Genomic DNA, 18,286 nt, shown 5'->3' with positions numbered 1-18,286 from the left:
GCGTCCCTGGGCCTGATCGTCAGTGACGGGTTAGTGGCAGTTCGAGCCCGGCCTGCAGGGGCCGCACTTGGCGTAGTCGGCCTGCCACAGTTTCCAGTCGACGTCGAAGCCATTGTCGGCGATGAGCGATCGTGCCTTCGAGCTCGCGGAAATCATCGAACACGTGGGCAGTTGGGTGGAGCACCCGCTTGACGTCTCAGCCTTCCTGGAGCAATTCGAGCTTTCCCCCGCAGAGACCACACGCCTGCGGGAGAGCCGCCGACTGCTTGCCCTGGTCTGGCTGTTCCTGCTGGCGAACGAGGAAACGGAGCACCCGAGGAATCCTCCTGGCGCGGTGGAACGGCAAGCTGACCGGGTGCTGGAGCTATTGGCTTGATGAGATTCGCGGCCAGCGGACGGCTCCGTCGGATCAGCTACCAGTCTTCCCGGACGGCTCTGTCCCAGACAGGCGGGCGGTCGGGGCCCGGTGGACCCCGACCTTCAGCCGATCAGTCGCCGTGAGTCTGCCGGACTTCCTTCCGCAGAAGCTCGACGTAGTCGCGGCCCCACTCCTCGATAGTCGCGCGGTCCCACAGGTCGGCCGAGTACTCCACAAAGCCCGCGAGTACGTCCCCGGCCGGTACGAGCCCGAGGGTGAGCTCCGTCCGGGACGCGGCAGGGGCGAGGTCCTCGACAGCTGTGGTCAGCCCGGGCAATTCGATGTCGGCCTCCAGCGAGCTCTGGTAGGCGAAGCCGACGGCCAGCTGGTCCGGCATGGCGATGCCTTTCCGTTCCCGCATCACCGGGGCGATCCGGCGTGCCGGCATGGCCTCGTCGATGCACTCCACCGTGGTACGGGCGACCTGGTCCGTCAAAGCGGCAAAGGAGCTGGCCGCGCTACTGCGCACCCGGAGTGCGAACCCCGTGGTTGTACAAGCCACGAGCGACTCGAACGCGCGGCGCTCACGGTTGGCGTAGGAGATGTTGAACAGGACGTCCGGCTGCCCGGACTTCTGCGACAGCATCCGGCCCAGGGCCGCTGCTGTGACCACGAAGGGGGTCGTGCCCTGCTGTCTGGCCAGCTGCTCCACAGCGGTACGCACCTCGGCCGGCACGGTGAACATCACGGTACCGCCCTGCCCGCTCGCGGCCTTTGGCCGTGGCCGGTCCAGCGGCAGGTTGACCCCGAAGGGCACGCCGTCCAGCTGGCGCAGCCAGAACTCCAGCTTCCGCTCGTCGACGGCTGCGTCGGCGTGGTCGCGCTGCCACTGTGCATACGCGACGGGCTGGTACGGCGCGGGCGGCAGGGTGTGGGGGACACCTCTCACGGCCGAGCCGTAGAGCGCGGCCAGTTCCTTCAGCAGCAGGCTGACGGACCATCCATCGCACACGGCGTGGTGCAGGGCGAACAGCAGCACCCAAGTGCTCTCGCCGGTGCGCAGCAGGCGAAGAGCCGTCGGGACCCCGCTAGCGGGGTCGAGCGGCGTCTCCGCGGCCTCGGCACTGGCCCGCTCCAAGGCGGCATCCCGCTCCCGCGGCGGCCGGGCGGTGAGGTCCTCGACGGGCAGGTCCACCGGCCGGGGACGAAGTACCTCCTGCTGCCAGCCTTTGCCGTCCTTGGCGAGGCGGGTCCGCAGGCCCTCGTGCCGCTGTACGAGCCGGGTCAGAGCTGTGCGCAACGCCGCCACATCCAGGTCCCCGGAGAAGGTGATCCGCATGGCGACGTTGAAGACCTGCGGGAGGGCATGACGGGCGTGCGCCCAGGCAAAGCGGGCCTGCTGCTCGGTGGCGGGCGCCCGGCGCTCGACGGTTCCGGTGACGCCGTCGGCCGCGGATCGTCCAAGTCCCCCTGCCTCTCCGGACAGGTAGGCCGACATGGCCCGCAGCGTTGGCTCCTCGTAGAACCGCACCATCGGGTACTCAGTGCCGAATTCCTCCCGGGCCCGGTTGACCAGCCGCATCGCGGTGATCGAGTGGCCGCCCAGGTCGAAGAATGAAACATCCGCCCCGATGCCCTCGGCGTCGATGGCGAACTCGGCCGCCCAGAGCTCCCGTACCCGACGCTCGATGTCCGGACGACGTTCGGCCTCGGTCTCCTCACCAGTGGCACCCGGCTCTCGGTGCGGTGCCGCAATGACGAGGTCGGGCGCCGGCAACTGCGAGCGGTCCAGCTTGCCGTTGCCAGTCAGGGGCAGTCCGGCGAGGACCCGCCAGGCGCGCGGCACGAGGTACTCCGGCAGCCTGGCGGCCAGTTCGTCGGACATAAGGTCGGCGAACGCCTTCCGGTCGTCGGTGGCTTCGCCGACCGGGTCGGCGGGGACAGCGTAGGCGGCGAGATAGGCCTCGCCCCGTTCGCTGCAGCGGGCCAGCACAGCCGCCTCGCGCACGTCGTCCAGGCCGTTGAGCACGCGGGAGACTTCCTCCGGCTCGATCCGGAAACCGCGGATCTTCACCTGGTCGTCGGTCCGGCCGCGGAACTCGAGCTTTCCGTCCGTGGTCCAGCGCACCAGGTCGCCCGTACGGTACCAGCGGTCGGCCGGGCCGCTGTCCGGGGTCGGTAGGAAGCGCTCCTCGGTGAGTTCGGGCCGGTACAGGTAGCCGAGGGTCACGCCCGGGCCGCCGACGAACAGCTCCCCCACGGTCCCGACCGGCACCGGCCTGCCCGACTCGTCGACCACGCGCAGGCGCACATTGTCGACCGGGCGGCCGATCGCGATCGCCTCACCAGCTGAGCGAGGGCCCTCGGCCTGAGGGGTCACGGTCTCCGCCGTGCACAGCACAGTGACCTCAGTGGGCCCGTACACGTTCACTGTCTCGTACGGTGCCTCTGGCTGCGGCCGGGTGCGCAACACGTCGCCGCCCAGGAGCAGGTGACGCAGCGGCGGCTGGTCGCCGGACGGCAGCTGCAGCACCGCCTCGCCCAGGGACGTGGGCAGGATGGAGAAGGTGACGCCCTGCCCGGCGTACCACCGGGCCAGAGCGAGCGGGTCCTTGCGGACCGTCTCGTCGACGACGGTGACCGAGGCACCCGCGGTCAGCGCCGGCCAGATCTCCAGTATCGAGGCATCGAAGCTCTGGCTGCAGACAACGGCGCTGCGGTCGGCCGTGGTGAAGGCGAATCGCCGGTGGTGCCACTGACACAGGTCGACGACGCTGCGGTGCGGCACTGCGACGCCCTTGGGTGTGCCCGTGCTGCCGGAGGTGTAGATGACGCAGCACAGAGCCTCACCGCCGTTGGCTGCCGCGGCACGGGAGGTGCGCCCCGGGGTGGCATCGGGTGTCACGGCGGTCACTCCGCCGGGCAACGCCAGCGCGGCCGCCTCGGCCGGCGTCGACACCACGATCCGAGCCCCGGACTCGGCGATCACCTGCTCGGCGCGCGACCGGCCGAGGGAGGGGTCGAGCGGCACGTACGCGCGGCCCGCCTTGAGTACCGCGAGCATGGCCACAACGAGGTCGGCGGAGCGGGGCAGCCACAGGGCCACCGTGTCAACAGCGCCGCCCTCCGCTTGCCGTTCCTGGAGGACAGCGGCCAGTTGCTCCGCACGCTCGTCCAGTTCATGGTAGGTCAGCACGGTTTCGCCGCTGATCACGGCCGTGCGGTCCGGGGCCGCGGCGGCCTGCCGGGCGACCAGCTCATGGACGGCGGTGTCCGGAAGCGCACGGGACGGGCCACGCTGCCAGCATTCCGGTACAGGCTCCCCGTCGGCGGCCGCAGCGGCGAGCCGGGACAATGGTGCCTCGGGTGTGTCAACGGCCGCCGCCAGCAGGTCCCGGAAGGTAGTGAAGAACCGCTCTACGGTGTCCGGGTCGAACAGGTCGGTGTTGTACTCCAGGTGGCAGCGGATTCCCTGCGGCTGGTCGGTGAAGTAGATGGTGAGATCCGTCAGGGCCTTGTCCGGACCGGCGTCCAGCGGTGTGGCCGCGATGCCGGGCAGCTCGAAGTGGAACGGTTCGCTGCGCTGGAACTCGGCGAGCACCTGGAACACCGGGGTACGGTCTGCCGCCCGTGGCGGGGCGAGCTCGCGTACCACCGTCTCGAACGCCACATCGGCGTGGTCGTACGCGTCGAGAGCGACGGTTCGCACCCGGTCCAGCAGCGTGTCGAACGAGGGATCGCCAGCGAGGTCGAAGCGCAGCGCGAGGGTGTTGACGAAGAATCCGAGCAGGTCCTCGGCCCGCTGAGGCCGGTCGGAGACCGGTGTGCCGATGACGATGTCCTCCTGCCCTGTGACCCGGTGCAGCATCGCCGCGTACCCGGCGAGCAGGGTCATGAACAGGGTGCTCCGGTGAGTGCGGCTCAGTTCCCGCAGCTGCCGGGAGAGTTCCCCGTCGAGGGTGCGGAAGACCGCCCGGCCGTTGGATGTCATCGTCGCGAACCGCGGCCGGTCGGTGGGCAGGTCCAGTACGGGCAGGTCACCGCCGAGCGTGCGGAGCCAGTAGCTCAGGTCCTCGGCAGTCTTGGGGCTGTCCAGGGACGCTGCCTGCTCCCTGGCGTAGTCGGCGTAGCTCCAGGTCAGCGCGGGCAGACCGGGGGCGGTTCCGTCGAGTTCGGCGCGGTAGAGGGAGGACAGGTCGCGGGCAAGGACGGTGGCGGAGGCCGCGTCAACCACAATGTGGTGCAGGGAGAGGACGAGGGCGTACTCCTCGTCGGCGAATCTGACCAGCCTGCTGACGAAAAGCGGGCCGGCCGCCAGGTCGAAGCGGCGCGCGCTCTCCGCCGCCAGGACCTCCTGGACCGCGGCCTCCGGACGGCCGGTGCCCTCCACGACCTCGAAGTCCGGCTCGGCCGGCGCCCGCACCACCTGCCGCGGCTCGCCTCCGGTCTCCCGGAAGACGGTGCGCAGCCCCTCGTGGCGGGCCACGAGGCCGCACAGCGCCGCGCGCAGAGCGGGCACCTCGACCGGGCCGTCGAGGCGGATCGCCTTGACCTCGTTGTAGGCGGTACGCCCCGGAAGTAGCCGCTCCAGGAACCAGATCCGCTCCTGGCCCAGCGACAGCGGAGCGTCACCAGGCACGGGTTCGGGGGCGGCCAACGCAGGGGCGGCAGCGATCGGCGCGGGGGCTGCCGGAGCAGCAGGCTTTCCCAGGTTCTTCAGGTAGCGACGACGCAGCGCGGCAACATGGGGGAGGCCCGCGCGCAGCTCGTCCGGGGCGACACCGAAGTCGACCAGTGCGATTATCTCGTCGGCGCCCGCCGCGGTCACCGCGTTCACCACCGGGCAGACGCTGTCCACCGTGCCGATCAGGGCCCGCTGGTCGCAGTAGCGGCCGTACGCGCGACGGAACACCGTTTCCAGGTCGTCCTCGCTGAGGGCGGCGAGATCGACGCTGTGCCCGAGGCTGTTGGTGACGCCGCTGAACAGTGACAGGGAGGCGCGCATGTAGCGGGACAGCGGTTCGTACGCCTTGGTCCGCGCGGTGTCGTGCTCGGCCGCGAGGTAGGCGTGCAGTAGGACGGCGACCCGCCCAGCGTCCGGATCGAGGTCATGCCGGGCCCGGGCGCGGCGGTAGCGGGCGATGTTCTCCTCGAGCTGTTCGACGCTCTGCGTCATCAGATTGGTGACGATGCCCAGATCGTGGCGGGCTGCGAGCTCGTACGAGGCGGGGTTGCCGACCACTGCGGTGTACATGGGCGGGGCGTCCTGCATGGGCCGCGGGAAGAGTCGCACCTCGCCCTCGCCATCGCCGGTGGTCCGCCGCAGCGCGTCACCGCGCCAGAAGCTCCGCACCTGCTCTAGTTGTTCATACATCACTTCCTTGTGCCGGCCGAAGCGGTCGGGGAAGAAGATGAAGTCGTTGGCGTTCCAGCCGCTGGCAACGCCGATACCGACGCGCCCTCCGGAGAGGTTGTCGACCATCGACCACTCCTCCGCGACCCGGATCGGGTCGTGGAGCGGCAGCACGACGGAGCCGGCGTTGAGCCGGATGCGCTCGGTCTCGCGGGACAGCGCGGCGGCGAGTACCGCCGGGTTGGGGAAGAGGCCGCCGAAGGAATGGAAGTGGCGCTCGGGCATCCACAGCGCGTGGAAGCCGTGCTGGTCGGCGAAGCGGGCGGTCTCCATGAGGAGCTCGTACTTGCCGTGCCGGGGCGCGGAAGCGTCCTGTGGGTAGTCGCCGAAGAAGTAGACGCTGAAGTCGGGGGTGCGGGGAGCGGTCCCGTTCGCGGGTGCCGGCCGGGATCCGGTGGTCGCAGCGGCGTTCCAGGCCATGGAGGCCACTGCGGCGGATGCCGCTCGGGGCGCGGCCGCCGCTGCCTGTGCGGCCGGCTCCGGTGGCACTGCCTTCGCGACCACCGCCTTCGGGACCGTGGGCTGGCTGCCCGGGAAGAATCCCGCCGACCGCAGTTCGCGCAGCGCACCGCGCATGGCATCCGCGATGAACTCGATGTCGCCGTCCGAGTGGGCGGTGGACAGGAAGAAGTTGCGCCACTCCCAGACGTGCACGCCGCGCAGCATCAGGTGGTGGTAAAGGAGCTCCATGTCGGCGCGGTGCTCGAAGCGGAACTGGGAGCCGAAGTGGCTCATCCGCAGCGGGAACTCCTCAGCTTCGAAGAAGCTGTTGAGCGTCGCGGCCAGCTCGGCGGTACGCGCGTTGAGCCGTTTCTGCAGGCGCGGGCTGTGCTCCTTGAGGTGCGTCAAAACGGCGCGCGCAGCGACCATCGACACCGGGTGCTGGATGTACGTACCGCCGAAGAAGGTGGTGTCGGCGGGCGGGTAACTGTCGTCGCCGTATGTCCAGAAGCCGCCGTCGACGCCGTCCATGATGGCGGCGCGGCCCGCGATGGCTCCAATGGGGAAACCGCCGCCGAGCAACTTGCCGTAGGTGGCGACATCTGGTGTGACGCCGTACAGCTCCTGCGCGCCGCGCAGCGCGGGGCGGAAGCCTGTCAACATCTCATCGAAGATCAGCACAGTGCCGTGGCGGCGGGTCAGCTCGCGCAGCTTCCGTACGAACTCGATGGGCTGCAGCGAGGGGTGCCTGCTCTGCACCGGCTCCACCACGACCGCAGCGATCTCCGCGGCATGCTGCTCGATCGCCTCTAGAGCAGCCTCGCTGCCGTAGTCGAGCACCAGCAGATCTGAGACGGCACTGTGCGGGACACCGCGGGAGACGGGCACGGTGACCCGTTCCGCCCCGGTGCCCGAGGGACGGCCGAGGACATTGTCGGCATGGCCGTGGTATGCACCCAGGAAGGTGACGATTTTGTCGCGTCCCGTGGCAGCGCGGGCCAAGCGGATGGCCGCGGAGTTCGCCTCCGTACCGGAGTTGGCGAAGGCCACCCGCTCCAGGCCGGTCAGCTCGGCCAGCAACTCGGCCGCCTCACCTGTCTCGGTGTTGCGGGGGCCGAGCTGGATGCCCCGCGACAGGTGCTCGCGGACAGCCTCGCTGACGAAGGCCGGCTCATGGCCGAAGAGCAGCACGCCGAAGCCCATGGTGATGTCGACGTACTCGTTGCCGTCGACGTCCTCCAGCCGCGCCCCGCTCGCCCGGCGGCCCGCGATGGGGTACAGCATCTCCTTGGTGCCGCTGCGGAAGCCGACGACGGCACGGCTGTCGGCCAGGACGCGGCGGTAGCGCTGGGCGATCCCTTTTGACGTCGGGGTCCTGGCGGTGTAGCGGCGTACGAGGTCGTCCAGATGCTCCTGCTGGGAACGCTGGGAGGCGCCCTGGACCATGCCGGAGGTACGCGCGAGAGTCACCCGAGGGCCGTGCATGCGCTGCGGCTCGGCGGGCTGCTCCGCGACGGTCGCCCCGGCGCCCATCTGCTCGGCGATGCGTTGCGAGAGTTCGACCATGGCCGCCAGGTCCCGGTCAAGGTCAGCGGAGACGCCGTTCAGCCCGGTCACTTGGCCACCGTGCCGTTGAGCTGGAGCGTCGCCGAAGTGGTCTGGAGCGAGAGTAACTGGGAGAGCTGGGACATCATCTGCAGCTGTATCTGGGATGTCTGATGGAGCTTGTGGGCAAGATCCTCCAGATCCTGGCGAGTGGCGTACGCGGAAGCGGGGGCGGCGGGCGAGGGCTCCGGAACAGTCAGGGGCTGCGGTGCCACAGGCTCTCGCACGGTGGGGGATTGCCGGGCAACCTGCTGTGGTTCCCAAGCCCGCTCCACCACGGGCTCCGGCGCCGCCTTCGCTCCCGGCAGTCGGGCGGCGATGAGCTCCGCGAGCTGGCGTGGCGTGCCCGTCTCCTCGAACAGCTCCCGCATCGTCACCTGGACTTGATGCTCCTGCTCCAACTCGCGCAGCACGTTGACCATCTGCAAGGAGTCGGCGCCGAGGTCGAAGAAGGGCGTCCTGTCGGTGACGGTCGATGGATCATGGCTGAGGTGCCGGGCGGTCGACTCGGTGATGCTTCGAAGTATTCGCTCAATCGCTGCGTCGTGCTTTACCACTATGGCTCCATATTTCGCTGGTGTTCCGGTTGGCAGGGCCGTCAGCTCAGGTCCTGTCCAGTGGTCCTTGTGCTGGAATCGGTATCCGGGCAGCGGGATCCTCCTGCCTCCGCAGCCGGCCAGGAGCGCGCACCAGTCGACGTCCGCCCCAGCACAGTGCAACCCGGCCGCCGCGCCCCAGAGCGCGTCGAGCCCGGTGCCACGCCGCAGGGACGCCAACGACCGCACGCTCGACAGCGCCCGGCGAGCCAGGGCACTGAGGGTGGTGTGCGGCCCGATCTCGAGCAGTACATTGGCCTGGCGTTCGCCGATGCCACGCAGCGCCTTGTCGAAGCGGACCGGCTCTCGGGTGTGCCGGACGAAGTAGTCGGCGTCCGGGGCCCACCCAGGCGAACGGGTTGTGCCGTCCAGGCCGCTCACGAACGGGATCAGCAGCGGCTGGAAGGCCACCTTGCCGAGGATCGTCCGGAATTCTTCCAGCATTGGCTCCATCAGGGCGGTGTGGAAGGCGTGTGCCACCGGCAGCCGCTCGCCCGGTATGTGGCGCTCGGCCAGCAGGGTGCACAGCTGGTCCACGGCGGAGGCTGGCCCGGCGAGCACCTGGGCGCGCTCCCCGTTGGTCACGGACAGCTCCAGGCCGGGCACCTCGGAGGCCAGAGCCAGGGCGGCCTCTCGGTCGAGCGCTACCGCGGCCATCGCACCGGGCGCGCAACGCTGCTGCATCAGCCGACCGCGAGCTGCGGTGAGGCGGAGACCGTCGTCGAGCGATAGGGCTCCGGCCGTATAGAGCGCCGCGTACTCGCCGACGCTGTGCCCAGTCACGGCGTCCGGAGTGATACCGGCGGCGCGCCACAGCCGGACGAGGGCGCACTGCAGCGCGAACAGGGCAGGCTGCGCGGTGTCGGTGTGCCACAGTCCGCTCGTCTGCGAGCCTTTCGCGAGCAGCCCGGCGAGCAGGGAGCCGCCGGTGAGGTCGCGGTAACGGCACTCGCAGGTGTCGAGCACGTCGCGTACGGCGGGGAAGCGCGCGTACAGGGCGGCGGCCATGCCGGAGTACTGGCTGGCCTGCCCGGTGAACTGGAACGCCACGTGGAGGGCGCCTCCTGACGGTGCCGTTCCCGTCGTCATCGCCGCCGGGATGGTGCCGGTCAGCCATGCGTCGAGGGTGTCGGCGAGAGCGGCCGGGGTCGCGCCCCGGGCGGCGAGCCGGTGGCGGCCGTGGGCGCGGCCGAGGCCGGCGGTGGTGACGAGGTCTGCCAGATGTGTGCCAGGCTGCTGCTGCAGCCAGTCGCGCAAGGCGCGGGCGTTGGCCGCCAGGGCGTCCTTGCTGCTCCCGGAGACCAAGAGCACGTCCGGCGGTGAGGCTGTGCCGGACCGGGGCGCGGGTTCGGGGGCCTGTTCGAGGATGAGGTGGACGTTGGTTCCGCCGACACCGAGGGAGGAAAGGCCCGCGCGGCGTGGGGTGTCGCTCTCGGGCCAGGGTCGGGCGGTCCGGGGAATGTAGAACGGGCTGTGGTCCAGGTCGATGGCGGGGTTGGGCGCGCTGAAGTTCGCCATCGGCGGGATGACGCCGTGTTTCAGGACCAGGAGGGTCTTGATCAGTCCGGCCAGTCCGGAGGCCACGTCGAGATGGCCGATGTTGGCCTTGGCTGACCCGAGAGCGCAGAAGTCGGTGCGGTCGGTGTCCTCGCGGTACGCGGCGGCGGCGCCATCGAATTCGATCGGGTCGCCCTTGAGGGTGCCGGTGCCGTGGGTCTCCAGGTAGCCGATTGTTTCCGCACCGACGCCTGCACGCTCCAGAGCCTGGCGGATGGCCATGTGCTGACCCTGTGCACTGGGGGCAGTGAACGCCTTCTTGACGGCGCCGTCGTTGCTGATGCCCCAGCCGCGGATGACGCCGTGGATGGTGTCGCCGTCGGCCGCGGCCCGCTCCAGCCGCTTCAGCACGACTGCCACCACGCCCGTACCGCCGACCGTGCCGTCCGCGCTGGCGTCGAAGGCCCGCAGACAGCCGGACTTGGAGAGAATCGAGCCCTTGACGTAGCGATACCCCAGTACTTGAGGCACATGAACGGCCGTCGCGCCCGCGAGGGCGATGTCGCAGTCGCCCATAAGCAGCGACTGTGCGGCGAGCTGTACTCCGACCAGAGAGCTGGAACAGGCGGTCTGAACACTGACAGCGGGGCCGGTGAGACCGAGCCGGTAGGCGACGCGGGTGGCCGTGAAATCGGTGTAGTTGCCGACCGTGACCTGCATCCCCGCCAGCCAGTCGTCGACGGCCTGGCTGGGCAGGACGTTGTTGAGGAGGTAGTTCTGCAGGGTGTACAGGTGAAAGCCCGTACTGGCGTAGACGCCCACGCGGTTGCCGTCCCGCTCTTCCGGGTATCCGGCGTTCTCCAGGGCATGCTGGGCGCACTCCAGGAACATGCGCTGCTGGGGGTCGGTGAGCTGGGCCTCGCGGGTGCTCATCCCGAAGTGCTGGGCGTCGAATCCGGCAATGTCGTCCAAGACAGCGGACGCGCCGACGAAGTCCGCCGCCCGGTACTGCTCGGCGGGGACACCGGCGGCGGCCAGTTCTTCTTCCGTGAAGCGGGTGATGCAGTCCGTGCCGTCGCGGATGACGTGCCAGAACTCCTCGGGGGTGCCGGCGCCGGGCAGCCGGAAGGCCATGCCGATGACAGCCATGCGGGGGTCGAGGTTGCTCATCGTCATCAGCCGCGTCCCTCCGCCGTCGGTATTTCCCGGCTAGCCGGTTCCTCCCCGCGCTGGGTAGCTGCCCTGCCCCGCCTGAGGAGTACGGCGAGCAGGACGGCGCACAGGGTGATGGCGAGGCCGTGGAAAGAGGCCACCACTTGCAGCGGCGAGAATGTCTCCAGCAGCGCCCCGCTGACGAGCATCCCCAGACCGAAGCCGGCGTTCTCGGCCGAGGCGGAGAGCCCGAAGAGGCGGCCGCGCTGCTCGTCGGGGGCCGCCTGCAACCTCGATACATACACAATCTCGGTGAATCCGTCGGCGGCCCCAGCGATGAGTGCGGCGATGATGATCGGCGCCGCAGGCAGCCCGCTGAAGACCACGATGAACCCTGCCGACATCACACAGGCCCCGAGAGCGAACGCCCGCTCGCCCGGCGCCCGCCCGGCTGTCTTGGTGATCCGGCCGAAAAGCTGCTGGGCCACGATGTTGCCGATCGCCCACGTTGCCCAGAACTGACTGATGAACGTGGCTGGATGGTCGGGGTCCAGGCTGTTGGAGTAGAGGGGCAGGGCGATGTTGTGGGACGAGGAGCCAAGCCCGTCGACCGCCCGTACAGCGGTCATCGCCATCAGCAACGGGGCCGCCCGCAGTAGTGTTCGGACAGTCCACTGTGTGGCACCAGAGGACTTCCCCGAGCCGCTGTTGGCGGCTTCCACAGGCGCGACTGCCCTAGTGCGTATGGGCAGCAGGAACATGATCGTCGCGGAGATCACGAAGGTCACGGCGTCCAGCGCGAACGCCGCGGAGTAGCCGAGCTGCGCGACCACCACGCCCGACGAGGCAAAGCCAGCGATCATGGCGAGCGAGCGGCCAGTGGCCAGTAGGCCGTTGGCGCGGGCCCGGTGCTCGGCGCCGGTGATCTCCGGGATGCTGCTGCGCAAGGCCACTTGTGAGAGGGTCGAGCAGCCGCCGGTGACCAGGGCGAGAACGTAGAGCAGCGTCGGGCGCGTTCCGTCAGGGGCCAGCAGCAGTGTCAGCAGCGCGACGGCCTGGCAGAGGTCGGCACCGACCATCAGGTGTTTCCGATCGCACGCCGAGACGAAGCGGCCGCTCACAAAGCCCGACACAACGCTCGTCGCCAGGCGTACGGTCATGAAGAGTCCCGCGGCTAACGCGCTGCCCGTGACGTCGTAGATGAAGACATTCAACGCCACTAAGTTCAGGCAGCTGCCATACCCCGAAATTCCATTGCCGATAACAAGCAGACAGAAGTACCCCATACGCTTTTCCGTTGGTCTACTGAAGGGCGTGAACCGATAAATGAAGCGGAACAGTTTACTCTCCTAGTCTCCGACCAGCAGAGACTGACGGGAAGTAGTACACACCTCGATTTGAGATGTCGCGTGGATCCGGCACAACGACGTATGTAGCGTTGTGCCTTCTCTGAACTTCCCCCACAAGCTGCTGAACACCGTCGCTTATGACTTCATCGGGCACACCACAGGAACCGTCATGGCGCCGAGCCTCCTCCTGTCCCCATGCCCGGTTCATCCGGGGCGTGGAGGATGCGCGCTCACCCTGGGACCGTCAGAAGTCGGCTCTCTCGAAATCCCTGGGTGCGGTAAGTGTTAGTGATCCCGACATCGGGCTCCCCGGACAGCACGAGTAGGTCATGCCCGGGCCTCACCATCACCGTCGGCCAAATCAGAGGCATGCCCCTGTGGCGACCCCACGTAACGACCAATGAAGGATCTGACAGGGATCGAAGACTGATGAATCGATCGGCGAACTCGCCCGCGAGCGTAGGGCCGAACACCTGCGCCGGGATGGCAGTGAACCCTAGGCGACTCTTGAAATTGAACAACCCTGGCTGCACGATATGCCCGAAGAGTGACGGGTCGTTTCCCAGGGATGCGAAGTTCAGGCCAGCCTCGCGAGCGAACTCGAACGCCTGGACGTAAGCTGCCCGCATCACCCGGCTTGAGCGGGCATTGGCGAAAGCTGCGGAGAAACGTAATTGCAGGATCGACTCCTTATGGCGCATCCACCACAGGGACCCGGCCACCATGGTTGTACCGGAGTACACGCAGACACTGGTGTATTCCGAGGGTGCCGCGAGCAACTGCTCCCTCCACTCCCTCGCGATGTTTTTACCGCGCGGCATCCCCGCTACCTGCGCTTCGTATACGACCAGGAATTTATCAAGGAGCGGTTCGGTGAGGCCCACCTGCACGTCGACGCGCAGCTTCTCATCTTGGATGAACCGTCGGCCGAGGCGGATGTTCCTCCGCTCGGTTCCCGACAGGGCGGACACGAACTCTTCCTCCGAACTACCCAACGAGGAAACCCAGTTGATCCACCTCGGACGTACCACGAAGCCCAGGTGGGCCAGAGTCGCGTCATCGACGTTCTCAGATCCGGTGAGTCTTACGACATCGACAGGAGCATCGGTCGCCTTCCAAGCACTTTCCTCGGCTTCGCGTTGGTTGACCGAGGCAATGACAAGGCCGTCTTGCTCAGTGATCTCCACTAGTAACTCCTGACTGTGTGTCGGCGGAGACCGCCAAGGCTCGAAGGTGGGCGTGTTCGCTGCAGCGTGTAGGCGGTCTCCAGAGGCTGTTATGCACTCTCGCTGGTGCCGGCGGCCGGCGTAGTGGGCCGCTTGCCGTCTTTGGCGACCTCGACGCGGAACCGAGCGTCGATTTGGGCTACGCGTTCGTGCACCTGCGCCTCGGATTCAGCTCGCATCACCACAACGCCCGCGTAGATCGAGGAGTCGAGCGGCCCGCCAACGAGGTCGCCAACCTTGGTCTTGACGTCGGCGTAGACGACGCCGGGAACCGACAGCAGGCTCTCGGCGGGGGTGATTGCGGTTACCGTGCCAGCTGGCCGCGGGAGCATGTACTGGATCATGTGGTCCGACCGCGGCGACGTGTTGATGTCGACCGTTTCCCCCATGGAGACGTCCAGGAAGACGCTCCAGAGATCCACGCCGTACTGGTGCTGCACCTGCTCGGGTATTCCGCCGCCGCCAGGCCTGCAGGCGATCTCTCCGATCAGGTATCCGTGCGAGGACTTGAAGACTTCCAGATGCGTCACGCCGTCGGTGAGGCCCAGTGCGGCGACAACCCGGTCATGCAGGTCGCTGACAACGCGCGTCTCCGGGTGGTCGTCCGGCAGCGAGTAAGAGCCAATCACGCCGCCCACGCTCCGTAGCACCGGTTTGAAGTAGCGGGAGACAGGAGCAAACCGTACCTTGCCGTCCCTCACAACGCCGTCGCAGTGGAACTCGGCTTCTATGTCGATGAGTTCTTCCGCCATCATCGGGAACGGCGCCGCACGCAGCCGGGCTGTGCTGTTATCGGTGGCCAGCGACCGAAGGTGGTCCGCATCATGTACGGCGAGGACGTACCCGGAGCCACCGCCGCACGCTCGCTTGATCACCATGGGCCACCCGAGGTCGTCCCCCACGGTCAGCGCGTCGGTGAGTTGGCTCAGCAGGCGGAAGCGCGCCACCGGAAGCCCCGCTGCTGCCAGTTCCTGTTTCATGACGTACTTGTTGGAGAAGGCGTTGGCCACCTTGTAGTCAACTCCGGGAAGCCCGAAGTAGGAGCGTATGTATCCTCCTGCCTGGATGCTCCACTCTGCGGGAGATACCACATACTCGAATGGGTTTCTCTCCCGGATGCGCAGCGCAGCCAGCCGAACTTGGGTCAGGTCTGCAATGGAGTCGACCACCTCGACGTCCGTATCATCGTCATAGTAGTCCCGGTGTTTCGGTGGGGTGATGACCGAGAGTCGGACGTCTTTCCGATCCTGCAGCATTCGGGCGGCGATCTCACGATTGGAATTGATCAACAGAACGTTCTTCATCACATGGACCTCTCTTCACTCACAGGCATCAGCCGAGTCGTGGGTGCCTTTTCTAAACGCTTTCTCTGGATCGTCCACACGAACAGGGCCAACAGCGCAGTGACGGTGACGGGGAAAAAGACCCGCAAGGCTCCGGATAGATTTACGGTGAGTCCGAGCATCAGTGCCGACACCGGGACAGCCCCCATGATGAACGTGCGAATCACTGCATTGACCCGCCCGGAAAGCTCGTTGGGAATCTCGTGCTGCCGGTAGGCCATAGTCGTAGCGTTGACGCCGCCCTCGCCGAAGCACAGCACGCAGAACCCGACAACCACCACGATCGGTGTCCCAATAAGCAGGCCAAGAGCCCCGAAGGCGGCTGCGCCAAGCCAGATGCTGATGCGACTGTGGCGACGCTCATTTCCGGGCAACACCATCGGACTGAGCCAGGCCCCTAGCGCGGCGGCCACCGCACCACAGGAAACGGCGACGCCCAGAGCCGTGGACGACCAGTTCCACTGATCTACGCCCACTGTGAGCAGGGTGGGCTCTAAGGCTCCCGCACCAAGGTTGTACAGCGCGACCGCGAAGGTCAGTCGTTTCAGGTCCGACCGCGAGCGGAAGTAGGCAATTCCCTCACGCAACGACGCCTTCATTGAAGTCATGCCTCTGTCACCCTGGCCGTCTTTGCCGACCTGGGGAATAAGAAACGCAGTCAGTGTAGTGATCAGGAACGTGGCTGCGTCGACCTCGAGCGCCCACAGGGGCCCGACGGAGGCGATGGTCAGTCCGGCCAGGGCCGGCCCTGCGAACCGAGCCGTCATCTGCGCGGAATTGAACCAGCTCGATGCCTGATCTAAACGACCCCTGGGCACCAGAGAGGGGATGAGGCCGTAGCCAACCGCCACATCGGAGATCACTTTTGCCAGCCCCATCACACACAACGCGACGAACACCATGCCGGTGATACGGAACGCGAGTAGTAGCGGTATTAATGCAACGCAGACACCTTGGGTCGTCTCCCCCACAGCCATGAGGAATCGACGGTCATACCGATCGATAAGAGCGCCGAGCAAGGGAGCGGCTAAGTAGGGCGCCGTCTGAGCAGCCAGACTGAGAACGGCCAGCAGGCTAGAACCAGTTGAGTCGACCAGTGCCCACGGGACCGCCAGATAGAGAAAGGTGTTCCCGGCCGTGGATATCGCTGTGGCTCCGGTCAACAGCCAGAAGGATTTCATGGAGAATTCCCGGTCGAAGTGGGACAGTGAAGAGCTACGCGGAATAACCACTGTCGAGGACGAGTTCCACAGGCCGTTCGTGACGGTACTTTGGCAATGCACTTGTCTCCGGCCCACTGAGCCAAGAGTCGCGCAATCACACTGACCTGCAGTTTGTTCGGCATTAGCTGACGAGGCTTCAGTTCGCTTGTCTCCCAGCAACCGTCCAGCGCCAACCGTCCTGTCGGCGCACCGCTTTGCCCCTGGAACATGGAGATCGGCAGTCTCTTCCACAACCAGGTCGCCGGGAGCACCAACCTGCGCCAGCTGGTCCAGATAGCGGCCAGCTCGGATTCGACCGAAGGGCCAGGGCCCCGAGCGGAGGGACGTTCTCAGAACCGCTTGGCATGCAAGGCGAAGACACTGTCAGAATCCATCCTGGCCATGTCTCGCACGTCGGCCCGCTTGATCGTCGTGTAGAGCTCTCGACGTGGGGAGCCCAGCACCGACATAAGGAACTCGTCACGTTCAAGGGCATCCACCGCCTCCGCAAGACTCCTCGGCAGCGTCGTCACCCCGCGACGGCGCAACTCGGCGTCAGACAGGCCATTTGGATCGGCTGTCAGCGGAACACCTGGGTCGAGCCGGCGCTCCACGCCGTCCATCCCCGCATAGACAATCGCGCCCAGGGCCAGATAGGGGTTGGCAGTCGCGTCGCATGGCTTCACCTCGACGTTGGTCGTGCCGATCTCATCACCCTGTAGCGCCGATGGGACGCGGATTGCGGCGTCGCGGTTGTCCGGCCCGTAACAGCCGAACGCCCCCGCCCAGTTGCCTCGTATCAGACGTTCATAGCTGTTGACGCTCGCACACAGTAGTGCCGTCAGCCCCGGCAGGTGCGCCAGCACTCCCGCGATGAAGTGGTGCGCCACGTCTGAGAGGCCGCCAGTGGGTGCAGCAAATGCGTTGCCGTCGCGCCACAGTGAGAGATGGACGTGATTGCCGTTGCCTCTCAGTCCGGGCATGGGCACCGGGGCAAAGGTCGCGCGCAGGCCCCTCTCCCGTGCCACGCCTCGGGTGAAGGCCCTCTGCCACACATGGTTGTCCGCTGCTCTGAGCGCGGGAGCAGGGCGGACCGTCAGCTCATGCTGGCCCGGCGATGCCTCTGGGTGATACTGCTCGACGGTCATGCCTGTTGTGCGCAGTGCTCGGATCAGCGCGACAACGTAGTCGTTCGTGACGTCGAACGCCTCACTGTCCATCATCAGACCGTCGTCGAGCAGCGCCTCGTCGCGCAGGAGTGTGAACTCAGGCTCGAATGCGGCAACGACGTCGAAGCCTAAGTGTGCGGCACGGTCGACCGCATCGCGCAAGAATGTCCGGGGGCAGGCACCCCAGGGCGCCCCGTCGCGGGTCAGGAGGTCGCAGAGCACCGCCGCTGATCCTGGAGCGTACGAGAGCAGGGTGAAGGTGCTGGGGACGGCAGTAATGCGGACCTCGTCCATCACCTCAAAGCCCGGGCAAGGCTGTGCCAGGTCGAGCAAGCTCGCTGACTGCCGCACCGTGGACAGCCCGACCCCGGACCGCAGCCGGCCGGCGAGCGCTTCCCTCGCTACCCCCTTACCTCTAAGTACCCCGTTGTGGTCAACCCATAGGAAGCGGACGATCTCGATACCGTTCCGCTCGACCGTGGAGAGGAGGGACTCCACCCCATCCACGAAGTCGTCCCTGTTTGAGAGAGACTGATCCGAGCGGAGCCATGACGACGCCCGGCCAGCATGGACAAGGGTCATGATGCGCTCCTGATGCGCAGCGGCAGCGACGGCCGGAGTGCGTCTGCGGACGGGGCGGAAACCGAGTGAGGGCGGTCGCCCGTCCAGCTTCGCTGCTGAGTGCTTCCCACAGTCTGCTCGCTTTGGGGGGCCCAGTGGTCGGCGTCGTCTCCTGCTATTGGCATCACCAACGGCCTTAGGGCCGTACTTGTTCGTGGCACGTAGCCGTGGAGCATTCGCCCTCCGGTCCCTCCGCACCGCACCACCGTCCATGCGAGGCTCAATCGTGCGGAATCGGCCACACCAGGCAGGGGGCACGATGCCGCGCGTTCGATGTGATGCGCCAGCCGAAAAGCAACGGGAGAAGTATTAAG

The 18,286-nt window shown here is 67.2% G+C and carries 8 protein-coding genes; 1 reads left to right on the top strand and 7 read right to left on the bottom strand.

Annotation, left to right across the window (positions count from 1 at the left end; genetic code table 11):
• Positions 1–121: 121 nt before the first annotated feature.
• Positions 122–376: a hypothetical protein gene (locus DY245_RS42655; protein WP_181924101.1), complete on the top strand. Its 255-nt coding sequence runs from the start codon at positions 122–124 to the stop codon at positions 374–376.
• Between the two features lie 112 nt (positions 377–488).
• On the opposite strand, the gene DY245_RS42650 is transcribed toward DY245_RS42655, so the two are convergent.
• From DY245_RS42650 to DY245_RS42620, 7 genes are all read right to left on the bottom strand, one after another.
• On the bottom strand, positions 489–7,829 hold the full coding sequence (locus DY245_RS42650) for a MupA/Atu3671 family FMN-dependent luciferase-like monooxygenase (RefSeq protein WP_244943615.1): 7,341 nt from the start codon (positions 7,827–7,829) through the stop codon (positions 489–491).
• Positions 7,826–11,086 carry a type I polyketide synthase gene (locus tag DY245_RS42645; protein ID WP_128512495.1) on the bottom strand — a complete coding sequence of 1,087 codons (3,261 nt, stop codon included), beginning with the start codon at positions 11,084–11,086 and terminating at the stop codon, positions 7,826–7,828. The genes DY245_RS42650 and DY245_RS42645 overlap by 4 nt, the downstream gene beginning before the upstream one ends.
• Complete coding sequence (locus DY245_RS42640) at positions 11,086–12,348, bottom strand: MFS transporter (protein WP_128512494.1); 1,263 nt, start codon at positions 12,346–12,348, stop codon at positions 11,086–11,088. The genes DY245_RS42645 and DY245_RS42640 overlap by 1 nt, the downstream gene beginning before the upstream one ends.
• Positions 12,349–12,641: 293 nt before the next feature.
• A complete protein-coding gene (locus DY245_RS42635; RefSeq protein ID WP_128512493.1) occupies positions 12,642–13,598 on the bottom strand; it encodes a hypothetical protein in 957 nt (318 codons plus the stop codon).
• Positions 13,599–13,687: 89 nt separating this feature from the next.
• On the bottom strand, positions 13,688–14,941 hold the full coding sequence (locus DY245_RS42630; RefSeq protein WP_128512492.1) for an ATP-grasp domain-containing protein: 1,254 nt from the start codon (positions 14,939–14,941) through the stop codon (positions 13,688–13,690).
• Positions 14,941–16,161, bottom strand: coding sequence for an MFS transporter (locus tag DY245_RS42625; protein ID WP_128512491.1), 1,221 nt, complete (start codon positions 16,159–16,161; stop codon positions 14,941–14,943). Before DY245_RS42625 ends, DY245_RS42630 begins: the two co-directional genes overlap by 1 nt.
• A gap of 371 nt (positions 16,162–16,532) precedes the next feature.
• Positions 16,533–17,933: a glutamine synthetase family protein gene (locus DY245_RS42620; protein ID WP_181924100.1), complete on the bottom strand. Its 1,401-nt coding sequence runs from the start codon at positions 17,931–17,933 to the stop codon at positions 16,533–16,535.
• Between the last annotated feature and the right edge of the window lie 353 nt (positions 17,934–18,286).

The organism is Streptomyces inhibens (assembly GCF_003389455.1).
GTDB lineage: Bacteria > Actinomycetota > Actinomycetes > Streptomycetales > Streptomycetaceae > Streptomyces > Streptomyces inhibens.
Note: the sequence above shows the minus strand (reverse complement) of the source record. Positions and strands in the feature narration are given on the sequence as shown.